This window comes from Candidatus Sulfidibacterium hydrothermale (assembly GCF_020149915.1).
Lineage (GTDB): Bacteria > Bacteroidota > Bacteroidia > Bacteroidales > F082 > Sulfidibacterium > Sulfidibacterium hydrothermale.
Window position 1 is genome coordinate 1,139,398 of the sequence record NZ_CP083760.1, and the last position, 26,339, is coordinate 1,165,736.

The window sequence follows — 26,339 nt, forward strand, 5'->3', positions numbered from 1 at the left end:
ATTACGGCAACATTTGAATGATAGAGTTATCAGTAGGTTGCATTTATTAAACTTAGTAAATATTTTTATTGAAGTAATTTATAGTAATCTGTGTTTTTTATGCACAACCCTGTAAATTTCTATCATTGCATTTTCTTTTGAATTTTAAATAACTTTATTTTTAACTGGTTATAAAGCTTGTGAAAGTTAAATTAATAAAAAGTCCCGTCGTTGATAAGGTTTTTTTATTTTTGGACTTTCGTTTTTCCATGGAACAACATACCACAAAAAATAATGCACCGGAAGAGGAAAAGGTGATGTCTTTTTGGGACCACCTTGAAGAGTTACGCGGACATATTTTCCGCTCTCTCATTGCTGTGGTAATTCTTGCCGGAGTAGCTTTTGCCAACCGGCATGTTATTTTTGACTGGATTATCCTGGCGCCCAGTAGCTCTCATTTTATCACCTATCGTCTGTTGTGCCGGCTGGGGCATTTTTTGCATGCCCAGTCGTTGTGTATTACCAACATGCATCTGAAAATTATCAACATCAAGATGTCGGGGCAATTCCTTACCCACATGTATATTTCCATCGTAGCGGGTTTTATTGTGGCTTTTCCGTATGTGTTGTGGGAAATCTGGCGGTTTGTCAGACCGGCTTTGCACGAGAACGAAAAGAAATATTCCCGGGGCGGATTGCTTGTCAGTACCTCTCTTTTTCTGTTAGGTGTTGTTTTTAGCTATTTTCTCATCGTTCCGTTAACGGTCAATTTTCTGGGCACTTATTCGGTCAGTAGCGATGTAGTTAACCAAATCTCATTGACTTCCTACATCAGCACGGTGGTTTCGGTTACTTTTGCCGTGGGCATTGTTTTCGAACTCCCGATACTGGTTTATTTTCTTACCCGTATTGGTTTGATTACTCCCATGATGATGAAAAAGAACCGGAAATACATGTTTGTTATTTTGCTTACCATTTCTGCCATCATCACTCCTCCGGATGTATTTAGCCAAATGATGGTAATGATTCCGCTTTGGCTTTTGTACGAAGCCAGTATCATTGTTTCCAAAAGAGTGTATAAAAGGTTATTACGTGAAGCTGCAGCCTGATGATTTTTGGGCGGCTTAACGGGTTGTTCGCTGTAGTCCCGGCAGCAGAAGCGGTGTATTGCCACAGCCGGCTGCGAGCTTCCTTCGGTCGCTGCAGCCGGGCCATCCCCGGTTTCAACAGGCGCTAATCCGCTTCTGCTGCCGGGCGCTGCCGCTACCACCCCGGCCGCAAGTTTTCTCCATTAATATCCTGACCAGACCAACGGGTTCCGGTTGTTTCACCCGGTCCGGGAGTTATTTAAAACAAAAACTGCCCGGAATAATTCCTGCCTGTAAGCTGTCGAGCAGCTGGCCGCGTGGCGAATAAATATAAACTTCACCCCGGCTCATGTAATCACGGGCATCCGAAACATAAATATTCCCGTTCTCAGGGCGGATTCCCAGGCCGTAAAACTGATGATTTCCCTGCGAAATAAGCGGAACGTCAGGAAGTCGGGAAGCATTTACCGGAAAAGCATAAACGCCTGCATGATTCACTATTCCTCCCGAAAGGCTGTTGTACAGAAAATAAAGGGTATCGCCTGCTTTGTTACAACACAGCCGGGTGGGAGATGCTGCTAAATCAGTAAACCGGAACACCTTTTCAATTTTTCGGGTTTCCGGATTAATGCAGGTTAATGCAGCCGTATCCTGACCGTAGCCACTGCCGCGAAAACCACCGTCCGAAAGGACCCACAACCTTTGCCGGGCATCTAACACCATGCTGTTGGGCTGTTTAACTACCTGGATAGAATCAACCAGTTTGTCATCTAACAAGTTTATCACTAATATCTTGTCGTCATACGACCAGCTGTTTACAAAAGCATATTTTCCCCAAAAGACCATCTGTTCCGATGAATGCTGATAAAATTGGGGATTGTGATTGTCAATGGAAATCGATCCGGTAATTTGCAAGGTTGTCGGGTTTACAATGTAAATTTTCTTTGCATATAAATCGGTTACATAAGCTTTTGTCCGGCTTAAAATGTAAATATTGCGGGGCGAAACCAGTCCGGTAATTTTTCCGGTATACCGAAAGGTGTTCACATTCATTACATAGATCTTACCGGAGTTGTTAATGACGATAAATCCCAGCGAATCCATAATGCGCATCGAATTGGCTACATCGCCCAGCGGCAGGGCGTTGGTTTGGTAAAAGATGTCGTTTAATACTTTGTTGCTGTCAGGATTGTAATAGGTGAGCGAGGCGTTTCCATACATAAAATTGCCTTCGTTGACAATAAAAACCGCTTTTCCTTTTTCATCCGCATCAAGCCGCTGAAAATTGTATATGCTGTCGTCTTTCATGCAGCCGGAAAAGAATAACAAAAGCCAAGAAAGAAAAAGCCAGCTTATCCAACTCGTCCGCGTTTGCAATGCGGATGTGTTTAACTTTAACTTTTTATCTCGTCCGCGTTTATAACGCGGACGCATGGCTGTTTCATCCTGCATCTGCCGTCTCAATGTTATTGGTCTTGGTTTTTTCATGGTTTAAAAGTCAACATCAGCAGATAATTCCTTCCCGGCATGGGGCGTCCCAAAACAGACCGGTAATCTTCATTAAATAAATTATAAACCTTTAACTGGAGTCCGATTTCCCCGGATTTCAATTTAAAAGTTTTTCCGGCATATACATCGTTCATAAAATATGGATAAAGTCTGTCCCGCAAAGTCAGATCTTCGGATGATGTAGTATATCGCTCAGAGTAACTGGTATTTACCCAGGTAATAAAAAAGTGGTGCCATTGTACTTCTCCTGTGAAATTTCCGGAATGTACCGGTACATAAGGAATTTGTTTTCCGATGGAAGCATCTCCCCATTTTTCGTGGTTTCCTTCGTTGGTGCTTTTGGTGTAGGCGTAACCTGCCCGGATAAAGAACCGGAAATCGCGGTAAGAAAAATTAAGATGAAGTTGTATTTCAACCCCGCGCGAGATGACGTGTTCGATGTTTTCGGGCGACCAGTATCCCAGCGGGCTGGGTGTCCATAAAATCCAGTCGGTGATATCGTTGTAAAACAAAGAAAGATGTGTTTTCCAGGTTATGTTTTTTATTTGGGGTTCCCAAACCAACCCCAACGCTGATGATATTCCTTTTTCAGGACGTAAGTCCGGATTACCTCCCGGCTGCCAGTATAGATCATTAAGCGAAGGATAATGGTAATTCCGGGTGATATTGCCTTGTATCAGCCATTGTTGCTGGCGACCGGAAACCCAGTTGAAACCAAAATAAGGAATGAGAGGCAGCGCGTTTTGTTGTATCCATTCTTTACGTAAAAAAACCATGGAAGAAAAATGTTTTCCCACCATCTGTTGCCACGAAAAGATTAAATCGTGGGTCGCTCTGTTTTTACAATAACCGGTACGGCTTACACTGTCGCGCGTGTTGACGTGTTCATAATTGAACTGATATCCGGCTTTTAAGAGAGTCTTTTTGCTTTTGTTCCAGGTATAAGTTACTTTGTTGTAACTGCCGGTGGTTTTCGAAACGGAATAAACCGCATCATAATATCCCATACCGCCAATCTGGTTTTGTACTTCATAAGTCATGTTCTGGGCCTGAAATCCGATATGAACATCTGTCCGGCCGCTTTTGCCAAAGGATGTGAAATGAATGGTCGCCCGGTGTGTCGGCTGCTGTTCCCGGCTCAGGTTGGCATGATCGTCTCCCTCATAAGTGTTCAGGCGCGGAAGGGCCCGTGTTGAATATTGATACCAGTAATTCAGGTTGAGCAGGTATTTCTTCTTAAAATGGAAAACAAACTCCTGAAGCCATCCGTCCAAAAGATAGTCTGCATGTTCGTTTCTTTGTTTCGGGTAAATGTATTCTCCGGTTTTCGGATCAATATCCGCAATGTTTTTGTTGTAAAACGGAAAATCATTTTTTGACCGGTTGTAATACAACCGGGTTGCTGTTTGAAAATGGCGGTTCCCGTTTTGAATACACAGGTAGTTATTGAATGTAAGATAACTTCCTGCCGAAAGCGTTCCGCTTATTTTCCAGTGGTTAACCGGCGTTGAAAAACTGGTTAAATCAATACTGCCTCCCAGGCCACCACTTCCGTCTGTCACCGACGACGCTCCGGGATGCAAAACAATCCGGTCAAGTAAAAATATTGGGATTTGTGATAGATCGGTTTGTCCCAGCATGGGCGACTGAATACTCATGCCGTTCCAGTACACCCGGGTGTGCGAGGCATCTGTTCCTCTGAATGACACGGTAGCCAAAGCGCCTCTTCCTTCGCTTTTGATAAATAATGCCGTGTGGGCTGCCAGTAAATCAGATAAAGAAGCACCGGCTTCCCTTTTTATGGTCAATGAATCGATTGTTTGTCCGGTAATTCCGGCACCGGAAACTTTAAACTTTGAATGAACCTGAATCTCCGGAATAGAGAGAGTATCAGGCAGCATTTGTGCCGTAAGCTGCAGCGACAAAAACAAAATCGCAACCGTGGCCAATGCCTTCATTTTTTGTTGGTTTTAGTGCCTGATAATAATTTTCTTGATAATCAGCGTTTTTCCTTGTTGTATCTTTACTACATAAAACCCATTGGGCCAGCTGGATACTGATAAATGCAGCTCGTTTCCGTTGAATTCCTGATCCGCCATTTTTGTTCCGTCCGCCGCAAATACCGTTGCAATAAAAGGAGTTGCTTTTATACTTTGTAAGATCAACACATTTTGCGCCGGATTGGGAAAAAGTTTAATCCATTTTTCTTTGTTAATGTATTTTGTCCCGGTTACCTGTTTCTCATGTATAACCCCCACGCCGGCCAAATCGAAACCACCGGTCCAGAAAGGTGTCGGCCAGGGATCGTTGATGATGTGCCCCTGACTGTCGTACCGGGCATAAGCCGGATGAATATCTCCCACCACGTCCACAATACGGATATAGTTGATGCTGTCAATGTCAACGCCGGTACTGTCGGCAATATCCTGTAAATCGAAAGGGGTTCCGTAATCGGTTACATATTTTCCGGCCAGGTTGTGGATCTTTTCCGGATTCAATTGTCCGAAACCGTCAATTTGCGCGGTGTCCTGGGTAAGAGAAACCGCAGGAAACCGGACAAATCGTTTTCCATCGGTACTGACTTCCACGAAAGCCAGTTCGAGATAATATTCAAACGGGGCTGCCTGCGACTGAAAACCATTTTCGAAAACAGCAAAATCAGGCCCGGGCCCGTTGGTTATGGGATGAGCAAAGGTTAAAACCGCATTGCCGCCATCGCCCAGACTAACCACCTCCAAAGCTCCTTCCGGTTTTCCTACAGCATTTTCCGGTGTGCCAAAAAATGCGCGGTTTGACGTAGTGTCTCCTTCGGTATAGGTTTCGGTTGTGTCTTCAATATTGATAAAACCCCGGTTGACTTTACAAGAAACAGCCCAGCTTACAAAAGCTGAGCTGTCTTTATTTATGGCCGTGGTTCCTGCCTGTCCTGCTGCCGGGGCAAACTGAGCCTGTAGTCCGGAGGGCAGAACAAACAGGAAAAAGAAAAACAGATTACGGCCATTCATTGTTTAAAAATTTATGGGATTCCTATTTTTTGATAAACTTTTTGGTTGTCACAGCCTGTCCTTTTTGAATCCGGATCAGGTAAATTCCCTGATGGTAAGTTGAAACATTCAACCGGATATTTTCCGAATGGCTGGTTTCTTCCCATACTTTCCGGCCGCTGATGTCATAAACAGCAATTTGTGCATCTTTCACCCCGGAAATTGAAAGCGTATGAACGGCCGGATTGGGGTAGAGTTTTACGCGAATCGTTTGGGTACTTCCCGGGATGACCGGAACCGCGTTGGTGACATCGTTCAGGTTGTCCAGACAGAAATAAGCCGGTGTATTCATACCGTAGGTTCCTACATCGCTGGAGTGTAATTCAAAAGTCAGACTGTCTACCGTGCCCAGTGGTTGCAAATCAATCCATGCCCATGATTTCAGAATATAGTCGTTGTCCGGATTGTCTGACCGGTAATCGGCCAGGTAAAAATTGACAGAGTCGGTATAAGCTCCTTTGTCGTATCCTTTGATGGTTAATAAAAACCAATCGGGATCGGTTCCGTCGGCTCCGCCGAATTTTTTTGCATAAGCATCGCCATATTCCATGGAAAGCGCGGCATAGGTTGAGTTGGTTACAAATACTCCTTTCAATACCGTTCCGGCTAATGCGGTATCCAGTTTCACGCTTACCGGCATAGGAGCATAAGCTACTCCATAAGCCTGTGAACCGTTTACTCCGCCGGCTGTGATGGCACTGTATTGATTGGTGTATCCGGCTGTTGTATCGTCTTTCATGTTGGAATAGGCAAATCCGCTCCAGCTGCTCCAGGCCTGATTATAAGCATTGTAAAAATAGGCCTGACCGCTGGTAAATCCGCCGGCCAAATCAGCACCGTTCCAATAGGCATTTTTCGGGTCAAGACTTACATCGTCGAAAGTAGAAACAGAAGTGTGCTGGTAAGTCGTGTCATTGAAATTATCCAAACAGAAATAAGCCGGTGTATTCATACCGTAGGTTCCTACATCGCTGGAATGTAACTCGAAAGTCAGGCTGTCCACGGCCCCAAGTTGCTGTAAATTTACCCATTTCCAGGTTTTTACAATGTAGTCGCTGTCCGATGAAGCAAAACGGTAATCCGCCAAATAGAAATTCACAGAGTCTGTAAATTCTCCTTTGTCATAGCCTTTAATGGTTAACAAAAACCAGTCGGGATCGGTTCCGTCTGCTCCGCCGAATTTTTTGGCATAGGCATCGCCGTATTCCATAGAAAGGGCAGCGTAGGTAGAATTGGTTACATACAAGCCCTTTAAAACAGAGCCGGCCAGCTCTCCGGTTAATTTTAAACTCACTGGCGAATAGGCATAAGCCACAGCGTATTTGGATGAGTTGAAAACGCCGGAAGCCGGTATGGCAGCATACTGGTTGGAAAATCCGGCAGTGGTATCATTTTTCACATTGGAATACGCAAAACCTGACCAACTTCCGTAGGTTAGGTTGTATTCGTTGAAGAAATAGGCCGAGCCGCTTTGAAACCCTCCCGATGTGTCGGAACCGTTCCAGTAGGCATTGGTTGAATCCAGCTTCAGATCATCAAAAGTGGAGATCTGGGCCTGCAAAAAAACAGGCAGCAACAGCCCTGCAGTCAGCAGAACTGCCCAAAAGTAATTTTTTTTCATTTGAAAATCATTTAGTTAAACATTACAAAAATTAAAACTTAATTTTCGTAAGCTAACCGGAAATAAAAAGGGGAAGAAATAAGAATCCTCCTGCTTTTCCACCGAAAGCTTCGAAAACGATAAAGGCAGGTCTTCCGGCTTGTCGCATTTTTGGCGGCCTTCCCATCACGCCGGGGCGGACAGTGGCACAAGGTAGCCAAAAACTGTTACTACGACTTACGGCTGCGGGGACAGCTCCTGATTCTCACAGGATTCCCTTAACCATTATCTTTGGCAAAGGTAAGATTATTTTCGAAATGTTTTGAAATGTAATGAGGGTAAAACAGAAGGAGACAAAACTTTAAAACGACTTTTTTTCAAAAAACGACAAAAAACTCGCCACTTTTTTTACCCAATTGAAAAAATTCTCGCGAGTTTTTTATCCAAAACCACTCTTCTGTCCGCATTTTTTATAACACAGACGATTTTTTCTTCCCATTAATTCCTCATGAAGTCGTTTGGAATAGTTCTTTTATTCTTTAATAAACTTCACCAGCTCTGTCACCAACTTTTTATTCAGCGGTAAATCGGGTTCATTATAGGTTTTGATATTTTCCTGTCGGTCGGCCGGGGCATCTTTTAAAATGTGATTCATCCCACTGATGATCAACAATTGGGCAGAAGGATCGGCTTTTTTGAGCTTTCCGGCATCCGACAGCGAAACCTGAATGTCGGTGGTTCCCTGTACAATAAGCACCGGTTTGTGCAGTTTGGCTATTTCTTTTTGAGGATGGTACCGAAACCAGGAAATCATGTAAGGCTGAATGGATGGGCGAAACAACGTGTATAACCATGCCGGTACATTTTTTACCTGTTTTCCGGCCTCTAAAGAATCCAAAATAGCAAAGGCTGGTTTTTTCACCTGCTCCGGCTGACTTTGTAACTGTCGCCGTAAAACCACATTGATGGGGTCGCCGGCGCCTTCGAGCGAAACAAATTTGCTCACCGCTTTATCCTGCGCAACCACCATCCCGATGAGGGAACCCTGACTGTGCCCGATAACCACAATTGAACTGAATTTTTTGTTTTGCTTCAGAAAATCAACCCAACCTCTGGCATCGGCGATATACTGCTCAAAGCGGATGTTGCTTTCTGAAAAACCGGGTACTTTGCTGGCTCCGACGCCTCTTTTGTCGTAACGCAGCGAAGCGATGCCGTTTTGATAAAGTGCCTCTGCCAGCATTTTTAACGCATTGTTTTTCATCATCGGGTTGTTGCCGTTGCGGTCGGTAGGGCCGGAACCCGGAATCAGCAGGGCAACAGGAATTTTCCCTTTAACATGCGGAATCAGCAATGTTCCCTGAATGTTGCCTGTTGGTGTGTGTAAAGTAACATTTTCTCCCTGCTGCGCCATCAAACTTTGGGCTGGTAGGAAAATCCAGAAAAGAAAAATGGCGAAATATTTCATTTGTTAAAAAATTATAGACCTCACTTTGTTACAAGAATTTTTTATTAATCCTTGTCGTTTTTTTCCTGCCCGGATGGGGGCTTTTTCCATCGGCCGGCTTTTTTCAGGCTCTCGCTCAGTATCCACTCAATCTGTCCGTTGATACTTCGAAAATCATCGGCAGCCCATTTTTCAATGGCTTTCATCATTTCCGGCTGCAGCCGGAGTACAAACGGTTTCTTCTTTTTAGTCATCGTCCCTGTCGTTTTCCTCCATTAATTTTTTCATGGCCCGGTTGATGGCATCGGGTCGCCGGGTGCCAATCAGCATTTTCCGGCCGTCGGCAAAGTAAAGTTGCAAGCCAATTTTCCCGCTGACGTTCAGTGCTATGCCATTTCTTCGTGCCCGTATCCGCGGCCGGCGGCGATATCCCCAGCCGCCATATTCCAGAATCGGTGAATATTTACGCACTTCGTAACGGGCAATTTGTTCTTTTTTAATGGTTCGCCATTTCCGGATAAAAAGCGGAAACCGGTAATGAATTCCTTCGGCATCAATGGTTACCTGAAGTTTTGATAAAGAAAAAGCAATCCAAAGCCCGGTCATGAGCAAAAAAACGAAAACAAAAGTCAAAATAAGCCCTTCGTTGGAAGAGGGATGATCACCCCACGGTTTTCCCAGTACCAGTTGCTGATAAAGTCCGTAAGCCAACGGCCCGACACTGATGGCAAAGATGACCGGCATAATCCATTTTATCGGGCTGCCGGAAAAGCGTTGTTCCTCGCGAAAATAGGGCTTGTATTGCTTCTTGCTCTCCATCTTTTTAACGATTTACTGGTAAAGCGTTCCTGTATTCACCACCGGCGAAATATCCTTGTCGGAAGTAAGTACGACCATCAAATTGCTGACCATAGCTGCTTTTTTCTCTTCATCCAGTTCAATAATCTGTTTTTTCGATAATTCATCCAAAGCCATTTCCACCATACCTACAGCGCCTTCCACAATTTTGGTACGGGCAGCCACAATAGCCGAAGCTTGTTGCCGTTTCAGCATGGCACCGGCAATTTCTTTGGCATAAGCCAGATAATTAATGCGTGCTTCCATTACTTCGATACCGGCAATGGCCAGCCGTTCGGTAATTTCCTGTTCCAGCATTTCGTTTACTTCGTCGCTGCTGCTGCGCAATGTCAGATGGGCATTTTCATCTTCCAGGTTGTCGTAAGGATAACGTCCGGCCAGCTTACGGATAGCCGCTTCGTTTTGAATATCCACAAACATGGTGTAATCATCTACATCAAAAGCCGCTTTGTAGGTATCTTTTACCCGCCACACCATCACTACGCCAATCATCACCGGATTACCCAGTTTGTCGTTTACCTTAATAGGCTCGCTATCCAGGTTGCGGGCGCGCAAAGAAATCCCCTTTTTTACAAAAAACGGATTAGTCCACCAGAATCCATTGTCTTTAATGGTGCCTTTGTAAGCCCCAAAAAGGGTTAGAACTTTCGATTCGTTAGGGTTGACTACCGTAAATCCGGGGAGCAGAAACAAACCAATGATCCCCAGTAAAATGGTCCATAACATTTGGCCAGTGGCCACCGCCCAAACGGGTATCCCGATTAAAACGAGAACAATAACAAGGGCTAAATAGCCCGATACAGGTTTAAATAATTTTTCTTCTTTCATGGTTAATATATTTTTAATATTATTTTGATATTGCAATAATACAACATTTTGAGCTGTTTGTCAAGTTTTTGTTTTTTTAAAACCCCGGATTCTTGTATTGTTTGTAACCGGTTTAAATTTTGTAAAAGAAAAACCCGCAGTCCGTATTTTCTTATTTTTGTAAAGGTGATGAGGTTCACCGTAAATGTCCTGTTTAGGGCTGATGACCTCTGCTTAATGTGCTCTTTGGCCGGGTAGGAGGTTTTCGGTTTTTCTTTTACGACTTCTTTTGTGGCTGGGGAAACAGGTGTTGAAAACGAAAAGCGGGATTCCGGAATGTGTATGAACGAAAAATTTAACTTTGCCCTAAACAATTGATGTGGAACTTTTTTACAGGAAATTCGGTAACGAAGGCGACCAGCCGTTAATCATTCTTCATGGTTTGTTTGGCCTTTCTGATAATTGGGTGAGTTTTGCCCGGCGGATTGCCTTGGAAGGGTTTCAGGTATTTGTTCCCGACCAGCGGAATCACGGATTATCCCCGCATAGTGGGAATTTTAATTATCTGGCACTGACCGATGATCTTTTTGAATTCATTGATGAACACCATATTGAAAAACCCATGCTGATTGGCCATTCCATGGGCGGAAAGGTAGCCATGCGTTTTGCACTGGAAAATCCGGAAATGGTGGAGAAATTGGTGGTGGTGGATATCGGACTGAAAGCTTATCCTCCGCGTGTTCAGCATAAAAAGATTATCGAAGCCATACGGAACATTCATCCGGAAACCTTGAAAAACCGGCGGCAGGCTGAAGAACTGCTGGAAAAATGGATTCCGGAGAAGCGTATCCGGCTTTTTATTCTCAAAAATCTTCATCGGACCAGTCAGGGAAATTTTGAATGGAAACCCAACATCGACGGAATAGAAACCAATCTTGATGACATGTTTGATGCCATTCAGACAGCGGAACGATTTGAAAAACCGGCCTTGTTTATCAAGGGCGGAGCGTCTGATTATATTTTGCAGGAAGATTTTGATACTATCCGGCAGCATTTTCCTCATGCCGAAATCATTACTATTGCCGGAGCCTCGCACTGGGTACATGTGGAAGTACCGGAACGCTTTTATCAATTAACGTACGGTTTTCTTTCCGGAAGCCCCAGTTGGTACGAAGAGCTAAAAAAAAGGCAACTTCAAAATTAATGCTTTATGCAGGATTTGTTGACAACCATACAACATATTGCACGCGAGCAGGATTTCCGGAATATCCTGCGCGAAGCAGATGACCTGAAAAACTTTAGCCAGTCGAGTCAGTGGCTGGATGTTGTGATCTTAGGTCAGTTTAAAGCGGGGAAAAGTTCGCTGATCAACAGTTTTCTGCAGCGCGATATTCTTCCGATGGGAGTTTTGCCGGTGACGGCGATTATTACACGGCTGACGTATGCGCCCAAAGACCGGGTCGTTATTACGCGGCTGGACGGTTCAAAATTTGAAATTGCTCCGGAAGAGTTGGATGATTATGTTACCGAAAAGAAAAATCCGGAGAATAAAAAAGAAGTTTATCTGGTAGATATCGAACTTCCCGAGTTAAAAGATTTTGAAAAGCTGCGTTTGATTGATACGCCGGGGCTTGGCAGTGCTTTTAAGCACAACACCACCGTTACCGAAAACTGGTTTAACCGTATCGGTGCAGCTTTTGTGGTCATCAGTGCAGCCCAGCCGTTATCCGAGAATGATCTGGAAGTGATTAAAACGGCAGCCGAACAAAGTCCGGAGGTGTATCTTGTCCTGAGCAAAACCGATCTGTTAAGTGAATCGGAAGTGGATGAAGTAATGGCTTTTCTGGAAACCAAAACGCAGGAAGCGGTAAACAGAAAATTCCGGATTTTTCCTTATACCATTAAAGATACCACCGGCCGGTTCAGACACCAAATTCAAACCACAGTTCTTGATCATTTGTCCAGCCACCTTGCCGAAACCCAGCAAAGTATTTATAATCATAAGTTGGAACACCTGCGCCGGTTAACTAAAAGTTATCTTGAAATCAGATTGAATCTGGCCAGTAAAGCTGAAAATGAACGGTTGGCACTGAAGAATAAAATTCTGGATGAGCAGATGAAACTGAATTTTATCCGGAAAGAGTTGCGCTACATCGCCCAAAGTTATCAGGAAAATACCCGTAATGAACTGGAAAAACGGTTGCTCGGACAACATCTTGACGTATTGGAAAAGTGGCTGGTTAAAGAATTTCAGGAGCAATATGATCAGTGGAAAGGAAATCTTAATAAAGTATCCAGAAAATATGAGCAATGGCTAAAAGATCACATGGCTAAGGCCTTGGATCGTATTGAAAAAGAAGAACATCCTTTTGCCAATGCGCTGTTGTCTGATGCGCAAAACCATCTGAACAATTACATTACCCATTTTCGCGAAAGATTAAATCACCGCATAAACGAAGTGTTGCATGTGCAACTGCCGGAGGAAGATTTTCAGGTTACGGTAGAACCACTCGAAAAACCCGATATCATCACTTCGTGGGCTTTTGAAAGCCATATTGATATGTTGTGGTTTTTGATTCCCATGCGTTTTTTCAGAAATACATTCCGTAACGTTTTTGCCCGTCGTTTGCCGGATGAAGCCGAAAAAAACCTGCGACGGCTTATCTCCATCCTTACCCAAAATATCAATGCAGCCATCAAAAAATCGCACGACGAAGCCCTGCACTACATCACCGAAAAGCTGGAAAGCATCGAACATTTGCTGGCCGAACAGCACTCGGGCGAAACAGAAATCCGTGCTTATATTGAGCAACTCACTGCTTTTGCTCCGGAAAAGGAGTAACAACTACTCACTTTTCAAGTCGAACAGGACTTGAAAAGTGGAAACGACAGATTAAGCAACAGAAAAAATGGATATAGCTGGTTTTCTCCATCTTTCAGGCCTGGTCCGACCTGAAAGATGAAAGATATTCCCGGATAAAGCGTATTTCTTATGGAAAGTGTGATGCTGGTTTTTAGTAGTTCAGTATGTTTATAGAAATTTTTACGAGAAGCATTGAGTATTTTTACGCAATGTATTGAGTAAATTGTTATATTTGCAAATTATGGAATACAAAAGAGCTTATTTTCAAATAGTTAAAAAACGCATGAGCGGGGAGAGAAAGTTTATTCAAGTGATAACAGGGCCCCGTCAAGTGGGGAAAACCACCCTTATTAGGCAGCTTTGCAACGAAACGGACATTCCTTTTACCTATGTAACTGCAGACGATGTTCCGAATGCATCCAGTGTTTGGATTGAACAACAGTGGGAAACTGCCCGTATTCGGTTGAACTCCTCGGAAAGGGATGAATTTTTACTGATAATTGATGAAGTACAAAAGATAAATAATTGGAGTGAAACGGTAAAAAAGTTATGGGATACCGACACTTTTAACAAGATCAACTTAAAAGTTATCTTGTTGGGCTCATCGGGTTTAATGTTACAGCAAGGTTTAACCGAATCGTTGGCAGGCCGCTTTGAATTAATAAAAATCCCGCATTGGAGTTTTCGGGAAATGAAAGAATGTTTCGGCATAAATGCAGAACAGTATGCGTGGTTCGGTGGATATCCCGGCACAGCACCGTTGATTGACGACGAAAACCGGTGGAAAGAATATGTACGGAATGCATTAATAGAAACCACTATTTCAAAAGATATTTTGTTTCTGACGAAAATTGGTAAACCGGCGTTAATGCGACAGGTTTTTGAATTGGGGGTTATGTATTCCTCACAAATATTGTCTTTTAATAAAATGTTGGGACAACTGCAAGATGCAGGTAATACAACTACTGTATCACACTATTTACATTTGCTTGATACGGCGGGGTTACTTGCCGGAATCTCAAAATATTATACTGAAAAGTACAGGCAAAGAACTTCATCGCCTAAATGGCAAGTAAAAAATACTGCATTGTTTTCCGCTTTGTCAAATGATGATTTTTCCACCGTCAGACAAAACTTTGTAAAATGGGGACAAATTATAGAATCTGCTGTTGGAGCCCATTTGGTAAATAAAGCGGGAGAAGGAAAATATCAGTTGTTTTACTGGCGACACAGAAATGAAGAAGTGGATTTTGTTCTTAAAAAAGAGGATAAATTAATAGGGATAGAGGTGAAAAGCGGAAAAACAAAACCAACAAAAGGAATGGAAACTTTCAAAAAGAAATACCAGCCTGCAAAAGTTTTGTTGGTTGGAACTTCGGGTCTTACCTGGCAGGAGTTCCTGGAAATTGAACCCGAAACGCTGTTTTAGATTTTCACCTGGTAAAATCGAGGAACCACTCACTTTTCAAGTCGAACAGGACTTGAAAAGTGGAAACGACAGATTAAGCAACAGAAAAAATGGATATAGCTGGTTTTCTCCACCTTTCAGGTCTGGTCCGGCCTGAAAGATGATTTTATTCTCTCTTTCCGGTTTGTCCTCCTGAACGGAGTATAGCGTAGTGAAGGAACTCAAAAACAATTATAGTAGTGACGCTTCGCGTTGCTCTTTATAGGCATCCTACGGACAGTAAATAAAAAACAAGCGTCTCCCTCTTTTTTAGTCGAACAAGATTTGAAAAGTGAAAACGTATAAGTTACAGTGAAAGATGGAAAAACAGTATCCATTGTAAATTATACTTTTTGGACGGCATCGGCTTTATTGAAATATGGAAAAAACTCTATCTTTGCCTCCGCTATGGAAAACGGCTTTGTAAACATTCATTTTATGAATTGGGAAAACCATTTAAAACGTGGTTTGTGGCTGGTGGACTTTTGGGCCGAATGGTGCAGTGCCTGTATTGCCCAGGACAAAATTTATCATGAGCTGGCAAAACGGTTTGGGGATAAACTTCATATTGGAAAAATTAATGTAAGTGATAACCGGTTGCTGGCTGACCGTTTTGGAGTCCGTAATATCCCGTTTCTGTTGTTGATGAAAAACGGCGAAATTGTATTGCAAATGCCTGGCATCCAAAGTAAAGAATATTTAATTAATCAAATTAAACGGCATTTATCATGAATACTTATTTCTGGATTATTTTCGGCATTTTGTTTGCCGCACTTATCTTTTCGTTTTACCGCCGCTATAAGCTGGTGGCTTCCATGTCGAAAGTGCCGCCAAGTGATAAGTTGATTATTCTTACCGATGCCACTTTTAAAAAACAGATTGCCAAAGGGGTGGCGCTGGTGGATTTTTGGGCGGAGTGGTGCACGCCGTGTAAGATTCAGGGGCCGGTAGTCAGCGAAATAGCGGAAGAAATCAGTGACCAGGCCAAAATATGCAAACTGGATGTGCAACATAATCAGCGTACGGCTACCCAGCTTGGCATCCGTAATATCCCCACCATTATTATTTTTAAAGACGGCAAACCGTTTAAAAAATTTGTAGGTGTAAAAACCAAATCGGTTTTGATGAAAGCGGTGAATGCGGCATTGAAAGCCTAAATCATGTCCGATTTTGAAATAACCATCCTGGGAAACGGCTCGGCGGTGCCTACGTCGTGGCAGAATCCGACAGCACAAATGGTGCGCTACGGGCGTCAGCGGTTTTTGGTCGATTGCGGGGAAGGAACACAAATGCAAATGATCCGGTACAACATTTCGTACCGGAATCTTTCTCATGTTTTTATCAGCCATTTACATGGCGATCATTACTTCGGTTTGGTAGGGTTGATTTCTACACTGCATTTATACGGACGTCAGGTTCCTTTGCATGTTTATGGTCCGGAGCCGTTGGAGGAAATTATCCGGATGCAGCTTGATATTTCCGGAACACACCTGCATTTTCCGTTGGTTTTTCATGTTTTGTCGCATGCCGCTTTGCTTTATGAAGACCGGTTGCTTGAAGTACACAGTTTTCCGTTGAAACATTCTTTGCCGACATGGGGTTTTCTGTTTAAGGAAAAGCAGAAAGAGCGGAACCTGAATAAAGATTTTGTTTCCCGTTTTCATCCGGGAGTGGAGCAAATGCACCGGATAAAACAGGGAGCCGATTATGAGTTGCCTGACGGGAAAGTGTTACCCAATCGGGAAATAACCCATGATCCGTTTCCTTCGCGAAGCTATGCGTATTGTTCGGATACGGCTTATGACGAAGACATTATTCCGTTTATTCAGGGCGCCGATTTATTATATCATGAAGCTACTTTTGATGATTCGATGGCGGGACAGGCCGCTGAAAAACGCCATTCAACAGCCCGGCAAGCGGCTACTATTGCTGCCAAAGCCAAAGTAAAGAAATTATTGCTGGGTCATTTCTCGGCCCGGTTTCGCGATCCGGAGCATTTGCTTCACGAAGCCCGGCAGGTGTTTCCTGATACATTTTTATCCCGGCAGGGCGAAAAATATATTCCCGGAGTCTGATCGAATCAATATTTATTGAATCGTTTTCCGAGTGAGAAAGTCAGATAAAGCGTAGGATAGAAAACGGTGTTGCTTTGTCCGGACATAATGATGATTCCGCCCGGAATAATATCAATGTTTGCCCCGACTTCCAGCGATTTTACACGGGTTTGAACTTTCCCAAACTCAAAGTTCAGGGCAATTTTTCCGTAAATCCCCGGATGGAAAGTAATTTCTCCAAACCCTTTGGTAAAAGGTGCCCGACCGTAAATATCATCCCATGAGTTATTGGCCGGGTCGAATTTTTCTGTTCGCGTTTCGTAGGTGTATTGTCCCGGACTGATTTCATGGTAATAAATTACATACAAATAATAGGGCTTGGCAAGGCCAAGGCTGAAACCACCGCCATAAGCCAGCCGTACTTCCACTCCGCCGGAGTAAGGTTTCTGATTGAGCAGTTTTTTCCATGACAGGCCGGCCCGCAGGAAGAAAACATCGTTCAGTTTGCCGTAAACATATTTTTTGGCATAAGCATAATACGGGTTAAGCAGCCGGACCTGTTTATACGAATACATGTACACGCCTTCAAATTCCCACATGCGGGTTTTGAAATAAGAAAGTCGTTTTCCGGTTTTGTACCGGATACCATAACCCAGGTTGGTTGCCGTAATGCCGAACGTGCGAATACGGCTGTAGAGAATTTTGTTGACCACACTGTCCGGAACCGTTTCTGTATCAAACTGACTGAATGCTGGTGTAAACCAGAATATCAGCAGCAAAAAAAGAAGATATTTTATCCGGTGTGTCATCAATGGTTGTCTCTGTTTTTGATGATTCAAATGTACATCAAATTTTTTTTCTGCAAAGACTACTTTTCTCCGAAAAGGTATTCTACCCGGCAAGGGCCTTCTTCGGCATGCATACAGGTGTCGAGAGCCTGGACCGGATGGCAGTCTTTTCTGAAGTGTTTACATGCCTGTGGTTTTTTGTTTCCGCTTATGATTTCACCACAAATGCATCCTTCGGCAATTGCCGGATCGGGAAGCTGAACATCAAAAAACACCTTTTCTGCATCAAACATCCGGTATTCATTTTTGATGCGGAATGTGGAATCTTTTACTGTTCCCAGGCCTGTGCAGTCACCAGCTGTAATTTCAAAAACTTCATCGAGTAATTGATGTGATTTGATGTTTCCTTTTTCCGAAACTGCTTCGGGAAAGAAATTTTCAATTTCGGTGGTTTGTCGGTTGATTTGTTTTACCAGCGAGAGAATGGCCTGAAGTAAAATTTCAGGTTCGTAGGAGCTGATAACCTGAGGAATCTGGTAATTTTGGGAAAGGGAAGAAAAATAATGACTCCCCATACTGGCAGCTACCCTTGCCGAAGTGAGGACTCCGTGAACAGGGAAATCCTTTTTTTGAAGAATTTTTTCCATACAGGCTGGTAGTCTCCGGTGTCCGGTTAAAACCTGAAAATTAAAAATACCGGCTACTTTGGCTTGCAAAATAGCTGCTGCTGTGGATGATGCTGCCGATTCAAATCCGATGGCCGGAAAAACAATCCGCTTGCGCCGGTTTTTTTTAGCCAGCAGCAGCATATCCCAGATGTTGGAAACCACACGGATATCAGCACCGGCTGTGCGGGCTTTTTCGAGCGATGCCTGACTCCCCGGAATTCCTAATAAATCGTTATAAGTGGCAATGATGACATTATTTCGTTGGCTGTAGGCAATCAGCTTGTCGATAAAATCAGGCCCCAGGAGACAAGCAGGGCAACCTGTTGCATGATGAATCCGGAGAAGTTCCGGCAGGAGGGGCTCCAGCCCGTATTTTTGTAAAGTCACCTGATAACCGCTACACGCACTAAGCAGATGTACCGGTTGGGTAACTTCTTGTTCTATTTTTTTTACCAGATGGACAATTTCTGTTTCCTGATTTTCGCTCATAAGCTCTGTTTTAGTTTTTCTGTTTCTTTCAGGGCATCATATAAAATTTCAACCGGGTGCAGTGCTGTACGCTGGGTACCGTCTTTGATTTGGTGGCGGCAGGAAGTTCCCGGGGCAGCAATCAGCGTTTCTTTGCTGCTGTTTCGTACGGCCGGAAACAAAACCAGTTCGCCCACTTTCATGGAGAGCTCATAATGTTCTTTTTCGTAGCCAAAAGCTCCGGCCATGCCGCAACAGCCGCTGGGAATCTCTTCCACGGTATAATTCTTCGGAAATCCCAGTACAAACAAGGTGGGTTTTGTGGAAGCCAGCGATTTCTGATGGCAGTGGCCGTGTAATTTAATGTGACGGCGGGTTTCGGTAAAACGGTCTTTGGAAATTTTACCGGCTTTCATTTCCCGTTCAAGGAATTCGTCAATCATCAGGGAATTTTTGGCAAGTTTTTCCGCTTCTGTTCGCAGATTGCTGTCGGCCAGGTCGATGTATTCATCCCGGAAAGTTAAAATCGCCGAAGGCTCTATCCCCACGAGGGGAGTGTCCTCGGTTATCAGGTCTTTTAACATCCGGATATTGGTATTGGCAATTTGCTTGGCTTTTTTTACCAGTCCTTTGGAAAGATAAGTACGGGCACTTTCAAGATGCTTTGGAAGCACAACCTGATAGCCCAGTTTTGTGAGTAACAGAATGGCTTTAATTCCCACATCGGTGTCGTTGAACCGGGTAAATTCATCATTGAAAAGATATACTTTCCCATTAGGAAATTGTTGACTGTCCCACTGTTTCCGGTTTTTTCGCACCCATTTGTCCAGTGGAATTTTAGAAATCAGCGGAAACTGCCGCTGGGGAGCAAAACCGAAAAAGTTAGCACTCAGCTGTGAAAGGAATTTGTTGCGTTGAAAAAAGTTGTAAAGACCAGGAAAATAACTTCCCAGTTTATTGACCTTGGCAATGTTGGCAATCAGCCGTGAACGCAACGGAACGCCGTGGGCTTCGTAATAGTGCTGTAAAAATTCGGCTTTCAGTTTGGTCATGTCCACACTGGACGGACATTCCGATTTACAGCCCTTACACATCAGGCAGAGATCGAGTGCCCGGTAAATTTCTTCGTGGTCAAACGGATTTTTCTGGTTGGGTTTGCTAATAAATTCGCGCAGGATGTTGGCTCGTGCCCGGGTTGTCTTGTCTTCATCGCGGGTAGCCATGTAACTGGGACACATGGTGCCGCCAATGGCGGCTGATTTCCGGCAAAGTCCGGTGCCGTTACATTTTTCGGCAGCCCTGACAATGCCTAAATCTTTGGAAAAATCGAAATAGGTTTTGATCTCGGGAGTTTCCTGTCCGGGTTTGTACCGCAGGAAAGTGTTCATCTTCGGGGTATCGGTAATTTTTCCCGGGTTGAAAATGTGGTTAGGATCCCAGGTGTTTTTTATCTCTTTAAAAAGATTATAGATTTTGTCGCCCACCATGAGCGGGATAAACTCACCCCGCAGACGTCCGTCGCCGTGTTCGCCGCTAAGTGATCCGCGGTATTTTTTTACCAGCAGGGCTGTTTCTTTTCCGATTTTGTAAAAGAGCTCCACATCTTTCGGGTCTTTCAGGTTGAGTACCGGACGGATATGCAGCTCTCCGGTGGAGATATGGGCGTAATAGACTACTTCTTTGCCGTATTTGTGCAGAATGGTTTTTTCGAATTCGGCAATGTAATCGGGAAGCATTTCGGGCAGGACGGCTGTGTCTTCGGTAACCGGAACCGGCTTGCTGTCGCCGGGCATGTTGCCAAGAATTCCCAGTCCGGCTTTACGTAAATCCCAAACCCGGTCGATTTTGTCGCCGGTAACCACCGGAAAATGGTAACCCAGTCCGGCTTGCCGCATGGCTTTTTCCATGGCTTCCGCTTTTTGCCGGATGGTTTCCTCATTTTCTTCGGCAAATTCCACAATGAGAATAGCTCCCGGATTTCCTTTTACGAAAAAACGGTTCTTTCGTTGTTCGATATTTTCGCGGGTGAGTTCCAGAATAACCTGGTCCATCAATTCAATGGAGTAGGGATGAAATTTCAGGGCAATGAGATTGGCTTTTAGCGATTCGGCTACGGTGTCCAAGTGAACGCAAACCAATGCTTTGTTTTTGGGGGGAAGCGGTACCAGGTTGAGCTTGATTTCGGTGGTGAAAGCCAGGGTGCCTTCTGATCCGGCCAAAAGGCGCGAAAAATTAAAGGGAACGCCGTTTTGTATAAAAGGATCGGTTTGCATCAGCAAATCGATGGCATAACCGGTATTTCTGCGTTTGAGTTCCGGAACCGGAAACTGGGTCTCAATTTCTTTGCGGATAGCTTCGTCCTGAAGCATATCGCGAATTTTACGGTAGAGATTTCCTTCCAGGTTTTGTTGCTTACATTTTTCATGAAAAGCTGCTGTGGAAAGCGGGCCGAACACAGCTTCGCTGCCATCGCTCAGTAATGTTTTTACTTCGATGGTATGGTCGCGGGTGCTGCCGTACACCAGTGCATGGGCACCACAGGAATTGTTTCCCAGCATTCCGGCCATCATACACCGGCTGGAAGTGGAGGTTTCCGGAGCAAAAAACAAACCGGTGGGTGCCAGTATTTTGTTCAGTTCGTCCAGTACCACGCCGGGCTGTACCCTTACCCAGTGTTCTTTTTTGTTGATTTCCAGTATTTTGTTGAAATGTTTGGAAACATCTACCACAATGCCGTTTCCCACCACTTGTCCGGCCAAAGATGTTCCTGCGGTTCGCGGAATCAGAGCGGTGTGATTCTCGTTGGCAAAGCGGATAAGTTTTTTAATATCGCTGTTGTTTTTAGGATAGGTTACGGCAAGCGGAACTTCCCGGTATGCCGAAGCATCTGTAGCGTACATCAGCCGTATGGCATCATCGGCCAGAATTTCGCCTTCAAAATCCATTTGAAAGGCGGCCAGTTTCCTTAAAATTTGTTCTTCTTTTTCCTTCATTTTAAAAAAGCGTCTCAATAATAGTTTCTGAAAAACGGTTTCCTTTTAACAACGGGAGTAAGGTTTCTTTCGAATGTCTTTTTCCCAAAAGTTTTTGTTCAATTTTTTCCAGCCTTTTGTTTTCGAAAAGCAATGTAATTTGCCGGATCAATCCGTCGTTTACCTCTAAATCTACCTGAAAAGTACCATACACCGTTTGGTATTGTTGCCGGATGCGGTATCGGGGAGAGTAACCAAAAGTCCATTGCCAGTTTTTGTATTTTTCGGTGGCCAGTTTCTCAATCGCTTGCTCTTCTGCTTTGGAGAGCGGCCTTTCTGTGTGAATGGAATAATGTCTTTTAAGGAATTGTTTTAAATCTTCCCGAAACCGGTCGGTTGATGGCGGATGAGAGAGAAAGTCGGCAATATTCGTTACGTGGGCCCGGATGGATTTGATGGATTTATCAGCGATGTTCTTGCTGTTCGGGCGGGTTACTTTCTCCAGTTTTTCCAGGTCGGTTTGATACAGCAGGGTGCCATGATGTAACACATTATTTTTGAATACATGGGCTGAATTGCCCGAAAATTTTTTACCGTTGATGGTCAGGTTGTTTTTCCCTTCAAAAGCTGTTTTCAGTTCGAATTGGTGAAGAAAATCCCTGATGGGCCGGGTAAATGATTTAAAATCAATAAGGTTTTTGTTTTTGGAAACGGTTGTCATCAGGCTGATATTGATATTTCCCTGATCGTGATATACCGTACCGCCGCCGGAAATGCGCCGGATAACGGCGATGTGGTTTTCGCGGGCATAGTCGATGTTGACTTCGGCCAAAGTGTTTTGATGTTTCCCTACGATTACTGACGGGTGGCTTTGCCACAACATGAGGATGTCGTCTGTTTTGTTTTTCAACAAAAACTCTTCGGCGGCCAGATTAAAAAACGGGTCGGTTTGCGGACGACAGATAAAGATCATATTTTGCACAAAAACTTATCAACAGGACAAAGGTAGAAGATTTGCGAAAATAGTTTTGTTGCCAGCAAGATGGCGTTATATATTTTACAGAAAAAGTGGGGATTGTTAAAAATTGGACGTCGCAAAAATCCCTGTCGTATCGGTTACAAATCAAAATGTGTTTTTGCTCATTTCATCCCCAAAGCACTTTGATTGAGTATCAGCATTTACCATTTTAAAATACAGTATCATTTGCAAACGCCGGAAAAGTTTTATCTTTGCAGCAACATAAAAATTATAAACATGAATCATTGTTGTTGTACCGGTTTTTGTTGTTGTCAGGCTTGTTGTCTGAAAGCAGAACCATATTAAAAAACAGTCTATTCGTTTGAAAGACTGTTTTTTTTATGCCTGTACAAGAGCAATTAAAGCATAAAAGCCATGCAAGATCTGGAAAAGCATTTTGAGAAATTCAGAAAGAATACCATTGGGAACGAACAATATTTTGAAACCCCGTATGGGCGGAAAAAGATGATTTATGCCGATTGGGTGGCCAGTGGCCGGTTATATGCTCCCATCGAAGAGAAGATGGCCAAAGTAATCGGTCCGTATGTGGGCAATACGCATACCGAAACCTCGGAAACCGGTACGTTGATGACCAAAGCGTATCATTATGCCCACAAAAAAATTAAAGAGCACGTTCATGCCGGACCGGATGATGTGATCATTACGGCGGGTTTTGGAATGACGGAAGTGGTGAATAAATTACAGCGCATTTTGGGTTTTAAAAATTGTGCGGTTTGGGATAATGGCGAATGTACACCGAAAGAAGAACGTCCGGTGGTGTTTATTACACACATGGAGCACCATTCCAATCAGACTTCGTGGTTGGAGACTATTGCGGAAGTGGTGCTGTTGCAGCCTGATGAAAATAATCTGGTCAATCCGGATGAGCTGCGCAGGCAACTGAAAAAATATGAAAACCGGAAGATGAAAATCGGTTCTTTCTCTGCTTGTTCAAATGTAACCGGTGTGGAACCGCCGTATCATACTTTGGCCGGCATTATGCATGAACATGGCGGGCTGGCTTTTGTTGATTTTGCCGGTTCGGCACCTTATGTGGATATTGATATGCATCCGGAAAATGAAAAAGAGTATCTGGATGCGATTTTCTTTTCGCCGCATAAATTCTTAGGCGGCCCTGGCGGACCGGGTGTGTTGATTTTTAATAAGAAAATGTATAATCGCCGGGTGCCGGATCAGCCGGGTGGCGGTACGGTAGAATGGACCAATCCGTGGGGTGAACACATGTATTTTGATGATATTGAATTGCGCGAAGACGGCGGAACTCCCGGATTCTTGCAAGCCATGCGGGCCGCTTTAGCCATTGAAGTGAAGGAGCAGATGGATACCCAGCTTATCCGGGAACGGGAACATCAACTGGTGGAAAAAGCGTTTGAAGGATTTAAAGATATTCCGGGGGTGCATGTTTTAGCGGATAACGTGCATGAACGACTGGGGATCTTTTCGTTTTATATGGATAAAGTGCATTACAATCTGGTGGTGCGTATTTTGAACGACCGTTTTGGCGTTCAGGTACGGGGCGGTTGTGCCTGTGCCGGCACTTATGGTCATATTTTACTGGGTATCGGACCGGAAGAATCACATCGTATTACGGAGATGATTAACCGGGGCGATCATTCAAAAAAACCGGGTTTTGTGCGCGTTTCGTTACATCCTACCATGACCGATGAAGAACTGGATATCATTATTGATGCGGTAAAACAAATAGCGGCACATCATGAAGAATGGTCGCGTGATTATCGTTACGACCCGGTATCCAATGAGTTTTACCATGTAAAAGATAAAAACCGGGATGCCCTGATTGCTTCGTGGTTTACGCTGGACTGATTTCGGATGTAGGGATGCTTGGAGGTAGGATGTGAAGATGTGGAGATGGAAGGATGTGAGGATGGAAGATTTTTGATGTGAAGATGTGGGATGTTTATGCTTTAGCGGGAAATGGGGACATTGGTCACTGGTCATTGGGAAGGATGAACGATAAGTGTAGAACGATGAGTGTTAGTGGTTGATTATCAGTTGTTTAGTGTCTGTATTTTGCGTTTGGGCGTTTGAGATTTTTTTGTGATTTCAAACTTTGGTCATTAGTTATTGACTATTAGTTGATTTCCTGTGATTTACCTGTGTTTTTTGCTGTCGTCCTGAACGAAGCGCAGCGGAGTGAAGGATCTCAAAAATAATCATGGTATTAAAAAGATGCTTCGCGTTGTTCTTCATAGGAGTCTGCCGAAGGCATCAGTTTGTGACTACGGACAGCAGGACAAACCGATTGATTTTTGTGATTTGGGATTTCGTTTGTGATTTGATTTTTTGCTTTTTGGGATTTCCTTTGAGTTTTGTTTCTTACCTTTTAAAATTTTACACGCATATTCTTCAACCAAAAAACTGCGGCAACCAATCCCGAAAGGATTGAACACCGGCCTCTGAATAAATTCAGAGTCAATGGTGGTAAGTCGTCCCTCCGGGACTCCTCCAATACAATTACATTTCATCGTATTTGACGCAGATGAGTCCGGGAAATTATTGTTCGAGCGGATGCTCAAACGATGAATAAGTAGTGATTATCAATGGTTTATTATTTGAAATTTGGGTATTTGGGATTTCGTTTGTGATTTGATTTTTTGCTTTTTGGGATTTCACTTTAGGCACTTTAAATTTTAGGCATTTTAAGTACTTGTAATACTTGGTTTGATGATAAGTGAAGAATGATCAACAGGGTAACGACCTGCAAGATGCACAACCTTGTCGTTTTCGGATTTAATATTTGACTTCTTTCTGGTATTTTTTGACATTGTTGTAGGCTGCACAGCCTGCATTGTTGGTGGATGCACATGAGGTGAACAGCATGGCAACAAATAAAAGGACGGAAATCAGAATCGCTATTTTTTTCATAACTTGCAACACAAATTTAGAAGTCGGTACAAAGAAAGACACATTTTATCAGAATAACAAGAATTTGCCGATTTTATTGTTTAAAAGAGAGAAACCATGGCAAAATCGTTACCGGATATTGAAGAGAGCTGGCAGGTAGCCCTCCGGGAGGAGTTTGAAGCAGAATATTTTGAAAATTTAAAACAATTTTTGCGGGAAGAAGTCAGGCAACACACGGTATATCCGCCGGGGAAACTGATTTTTTCGGCTTTTAACCTGACTCCGCTAACGGCGGTACGGGTGGTGATCCTTGGTCAGGACCCGTATCATGGAGCCGGACAGGCCCAGGGGTTGGCGTTTTCGGTGCCTGACGGAATACGGATCCCTCCTTCGTTACAAAACATTTATAAAGAGTTGCACGACGATTTGGGAATTCCTATTCCGGCTACCGGTAATCTGGAAAAATGGGCTCGGCAAGGGGTGATGTTGCTGAATGCCACCCTTACAGTGCGGGCCAGCCAGGCCGGATCGCATCAGGGAAAAGGATGGGAACGTTTTACCGATGAAGTGATACGGACCATTTCCGATTTGCGTGCCGGTATTGTGTTTTTGCTTTGGGGGCGTTTTGCCCAGGAAAAGGAAACCTTAATTGATACTTCCAAGCATTTTGTGCTGAAAGCGGCACATCCTTCGCCCTTTTCGGCACACAAAGGTTTTTTTGGATGTCGTCATTTCTCGAAAACCAATGCTATTTTACGGGCAAATGGTATGGGCGAAATTGACTGGAACCCGGTAGGGCCAATACAAATCCCCGGCTCCGGAGAAGAGAAAACAACCCGTTAA

At 43.8% G+C, this 26,339-nt stretch carries 21 protein-coding genes and 2 riboswitches; of the genes, 9 read left to right on the forward strand and 12 right to left on the reverse strand.

Translation table 11 applies throughout. The features are described from left to right. Positions 1-179: 179 nt before the first annotated feature. The gene (gene tatC / locus LA303_RS04445; RefSeq protein ID WP_240526729.1) at positions 180-1,088 is read left to right on the forward strand and encodes a twin-arginine translocase subunit TatC; all 909 of its coding nucleotides are present in this window, start codon (positions 180-182) and stop codon (positions 1,086-1,088) included. Between the two features lie 234 nt (positions 1,089-1,322). Here tatC and LA303_RS04450 read toward each other — a convergent pair whose 3' ends face one another. The 8 genes from LA303_RS04450 to LA303_RS04485 form a co-directional block, all read right to left on the reverse strand. Continuing rightward, positions 1,323-2,555 carry a YncE family protein gene (locus tag LA303_RS04450; protein WP_240526730.1) on the reverse strand — a complete coding sequence of 411 codons (1,233 nt, stop codon included), beginning with the start codon at positions 2,553-2,555 and terminating at the stop codon, positions 1,323-1,325. Then, complete coding sequence (locus LA303_RS04455; protein ID WP_240526731.1) at positions 2,552-4,534, reverse strand: TonB-dependent receptor plug domain-containing protein; 1,983 nt, start codon at positions 4,532-4,534, stop codon at positions 2,552-2,554. The genes LA303_RS04450 and LA303_RS04455 overlap by 4 nt, the downstream gene beginning before the upstream one ends. Positions 4,535-4,546: 12 nt before the next feature. Beyond that, positions 4,547-5,581, reverse strand: coding sequence for a T9SS type A sorting domain-containing protein (locus LA303_RS04460; protein ID WP_240526732.1), 1,035 nt, complete (start codon positions 5,579-5,581; stop codon positions 4,547-4,549). 22 nt (positions 5,582-5,603) lie between these two features. Next, positions 5,604-7,241 carry a DUF4465 domain-containing protein gene (locus LA303_RS04465; RefSeq protein ID WP_240526733.1) on the reverse strand — a complete coding sequence of 546 codons (1,638 nt, stop codon included), beginning with the start codon at positions 7,239-7,241 and terminating at the stop codon, positions 5,604-5,606. Positions 7,242-7,348: 107 nt separating this feature from the next. Then, a riboswitch (cobalamin riboswitch) is annotated at positions 7,349-7,522 on the reverse strand. Between the two features lie 230 nt (positions 7,523-7,752). Then, on the reverse strand, positions 7,753-8,688 hold the full coding sequence (locus LA303_RS04470; RefSeq protein WP_240526734.1) for an alpha/beta hydrolase: 936 nt from the start codon (positions 8,686-8,688) through the stop codon (positions 7,753-7,755). Positions 8,689-8,732: 44 nt separating this feature from the next. Next, positions 8,733-8,921, reverse strand: a complete 189-nt coding sequence (locus tag LA303_RS04475) for an Arc family DNA-binding protein (RefSeq protein WP_240526735.1) — start codon at positions 8,919-8,921, stop codon at positions 8,733-8,735. Beyond that, positions 8,914-9,486 carry a hypothetical protein gene (locus LA303_RS04480; protein ID WP_240526736.1) on the reverse strand — a complete coding sequence of 191 codons (573 nt, stop codon included), beginning with the start codon at positions 9,484-9,486 and terminating at the stop codon, positions 8,914-8,916. Before LA303_RS04480 ends, LA303_RS04475 begins: the two co-directional genes overlap by 8 nt. A 12-nt stretch (positions 9,487-9,498) precedes the next feature. Then, positions 9,499-10,353, reverse strand: coding sequence for an SPFH domain-containing protein (locus LA303_RS04485; protein ID WP_240526737.1), 855 nt, complete (start codon positions 10,351-10,353; stop codon positions 9,499-9,501). A 155-nt stretch (positions 10,354-10,508) separates the two neighbouring features. Then, positions 10,509-10,572, forward strand: a riboswitch (Fluoride riboswitch). Between the two features lie 139 nt (positions 10,573-10,711). Between LA303_RS04485 and LA303_RS04490 the strand changes: the two genes are divergently transcribed. The 6 genes from LA303_RS04490 (at position 10,712) to LA303_RS04515 (ending at position 16,717) form a co-directional block, all read left to right on the forward strand. Next, complete coding sequence (locus LA303_RS04490) at positions 10,712-11,536, forward strand: alpha/beta fold hydrolase (RefSeq protein ID WP_240526738.1); 825 nt, start codon at positions 10,712-10,714, stop codon at positions 11,534-11,536. A gap of 6 nt (positions 11,537-11,542) precedes the next feature. Then, entirely contained in the window at positions 11,543-13,174 is a 1,632-nt protein-coding gene (locus tag LA303_RS04495; RefSeq protein WP_240526739.1) for a dynamin family protein, read from the forward strand. Between the two features lie 262 nt (positions 13,175-13,436). Then, positions 13,437-14,624 carry an ATP-binding protein gene (locus tag LA303_RS04500; protein ID WP_240526740.1) on the forward strand — a complete coding sequence of 396 codons (1,188 nt, stop codon included), beginning with the start codon at positions 13,437-13,439 and terminating at the stop codon, positions 14,622-14,624. A 330-nt stretch (positions 14,625-14,954) separates the two neighbouring features. After that, positions 14,955-15,374, forward strand: coding sequence for a thioredoxin family protein (locus tag LA303_RS04505; RefSeq protein WP_240526741.1), 420 nt, complete (start codon positions 14,955-14,957; stop codon positions 15,372-15,374). Then, positions 15,371-15,799, forward strand: a complete 429-nt coding sequence (trxA, locus tag LA303_RS04510; protein ID WP_240526742.1) for a thioredoxin — start codon at positions 15,371-15,373, stop codon at positions 15,797-15,799. Before LA303_RS04505 ends, trxA begins: the two co-directional genes overlap by 4 nt. 3 nt (positions 15,800-15,802) lie before the next feature. Beyond that, entirely contained in the window at positions 15,803-16,717 is a 915-nt protein-coding gene (locus tag LA303_RS04515; protein WP_240526743.1) for a ribonuclease Z, read from the forward strand. Positions 16,718-16,722: 5 nt separating this feature from the next. Here the strand turns inward: LA303_RS04515 and LA303_RS04520 are convergent, their stop codons facing one another. Genes LA303_RS04520 through LA303_RS04535 form a run of 4 tightly spaced genes read right to left on the reverse strand, consistent with a single transcriptional unit; the run spans position 16,723 to position 22,565 of the window. Then, on the reverse strand, positions 16,723-17,505 hold the full coding sequence (locus LA303_RS04520; protein WP_240526744.1) for a hypothetical protein: 783 nt from the start codon (positions 17,503-17,505) through the stop codon (positions 16,723-16,725). A gap of 59 nt (positions 17,506-17,564) precedes the next feature. Beyond that, the gene (gene hypD, locus LA303_RS04525) at positions 17,565-18,641 is read right to left on the reverse strand and encodes a hydrogenase formation protein HypD (protein WP_240526745.1); all 1,077 of its coding nucleotides are present in this window, start codon (positions 18,639-18,641) and stop codon (positions 17,565-17,567) included. Further along, a complete protein-coding gene (locus LA303_RS04530; RefSeq protein WP_240526746.1) occupies positions 18,638-21,613 on the reverse strand; it encodes an FAD-binding and (Fe-S)-binding domain-containing protein in 2,976 nt (991 codons plus the stop codon). Before LA303_RS04530 ends, hypD begins: the two co-directional genes overlap by 4 nt. Position 21,614: 1 nt before the next feature. Further along, positions 21,615-22,565 (reverse strand): lipoate--protein ligase, encoded by a 951-nt coding sequence (locus LA303_RS04535; protein WP_240526747.1) that lies wholly within the window; start codon positions 22,563-22,565, stop codon positions 21,615-21,617. 420 nt (positions 22,566-22,985) lie between these two features. Here LA303_RS04535 and LA303_RS04540 point away from each other — a divergent pair, with 420 nt between their 5' ends. Continuing rightward, positions 22,986-24,455, forward strand: coding sequence for an aminotransferase class V-fold PLP-dependent enzyme (locus LA303_RS04540; protein ID WP_240526748.1), 1,470 nt, complete (start codon positions 22,986-22,988; stop codon positions 24,453-24,455). Between the two features lie 1,158 nt (positions 24,456-25,613). Further along, the gene (gene ung, locus LA303_RS04545; RefSeq protein WP_240526749.1) at positions 25,614-26,339 is read left to right on the forward strand and encodes a uracil-DNA glycosylase; all 726 of its coding nucleotides are present in this window, start codon (positions 25,614-25,616) and stop codon (positions 26,337-26,339) included.

What these genes read in the sequence shown, in the direction of transcription:
- LA303_RS04500 (WP_240526740.1), top strand. Translation starts at nt 13,437, where the DNA reads ATGGAATACAAAAGAGCTTATTTTCAAATAGTTAAAAAACGCATGAGC.
- LA303_RS04540 (WP_240526748.1), top strand. Translation starts at nt 22,986, where the DNA reads ATGCAAGATCTGGAAAAGCATTTTGAGAAATTCAGAAAGAATACCATT.
- LA303_RS04530 (WP_240526746.1), bottom strand. Translation starts at nt 21,613, where the DNA reads ATGAAGGAAAAAGAAGAACAAATTTTAAGGAAACTGGCCGCCTTTCAA.
- LA303_RS04475 (WP_240526735.1), bottom strand. Translation starts at nt 8,921, where the DNA reads ATGACTAAAAAGAAGAAACCGTTTGTACTCCGGCTGCAGCCGGAAATG.
- LA303_RS04480 (WP_240526736.1), bottom strand. Translation starts at nt 9,486, where the DNA reads ATGGAGAGCAAGAAGCAATACAAGCCCTATTTTCGCGAGGAACAACGC.
- LA303_RS04450 (WP_240526730.1), bottom strand. Translation starts at nt 2,555, where the DNA reads ATGAAAAAACCAAGACCAATAACATTGAGACGGCAGATGCAGGATGAA.
- LA303_RS04535 (WP_240526747.1), bottom strand. Translation starts at nt 22,565, where the DNA reads ATGATCTTTATCTGTCGTCCGCAAACCGACCCGTTTTTTAATCTGGCC.
- ung (WP_240526749.1), top strand. Translation starts at nt 25,614, where the DNA reads ATGGCAAAATCGTTACCGGATATTGAAGAGAGCTGGCAGGTAGCCCTC.
- hypD (WP_240526745.1), bottom strand. Translation starts at nt 18,641, where the DNA reads ATGAGCGAAAATCAGGAAACAGAAATTGTCCATCTGGTAAAAAAAATA.
- LA303_RS04470 (WP_240526734.1), bottom strand. Translation starts at nt 8,688, where the DNA reads ATGAAATATTTCGCCATTTTTCTTTTCTGGATTTTCCTACCAGCCCAA.
- LA303_RS04520 (WP_240526744.1), bottom strand. Translation starts at nt 17,505, where the DNA reads ATGACACACCGGATAAAATATCTTCTTTTTTTGCTGCTGATATTCTGG.
- trxA (WP_240526742.1), top strand. Translation starts at nt 15,371, where the DNA reads ATGAATACTTATTTCTGGATTATTTTCGGCATTTTGTTTGCCGCACTT.
- LA303_RS04495 (WP_240526739.1), top strand. Translation starts at nt 11,543, where the DNA reads ATGCAGGATTTGTTGACAACCATACAACATATTGCACGCGAGCAGGAT.
- LA303_RS04455 (WP_240526731.1), bottom strand. Translation starts at nt 4,534, where the DNA reads ATGAAGGCATTGGCCACGGTTGCGATTTTGTTTTTGTCGCTGCAGCTT.
- LA303_RS04485 (WP_240526737.1), bottom strand. Translation starts at nt 10,353, where the DNA reads ATGAAAGAAGAAAAATTATTTAAACCTGTATCGGGCTATTTAGCCCTT.
- LA303_RS04460 (WP_240526732.1), bottom strand. Translation starts at nt 5,581, where the DNA reads ATGAATGGCCGTAATCTGTTTTTCTTTTTCCTGTTTGTTCTGCCCTCC.
- LA303_RS04515 (WP_240526743.1), top strand. Translation starts at nt 15,803, where the DNA reads ATGTCCGATTTTGAAATAACCATCCTGGGAAACGGCTCGGCGGTGCCT.
- LA303_RS04465 (WP_240526733.1), bottom strand. Translation starts at nt 7,241, where the DNA reads ATGAAAAAAAATTACTTTTGGGCAGTTCTGCTGACTGCAGGGCTGTTG.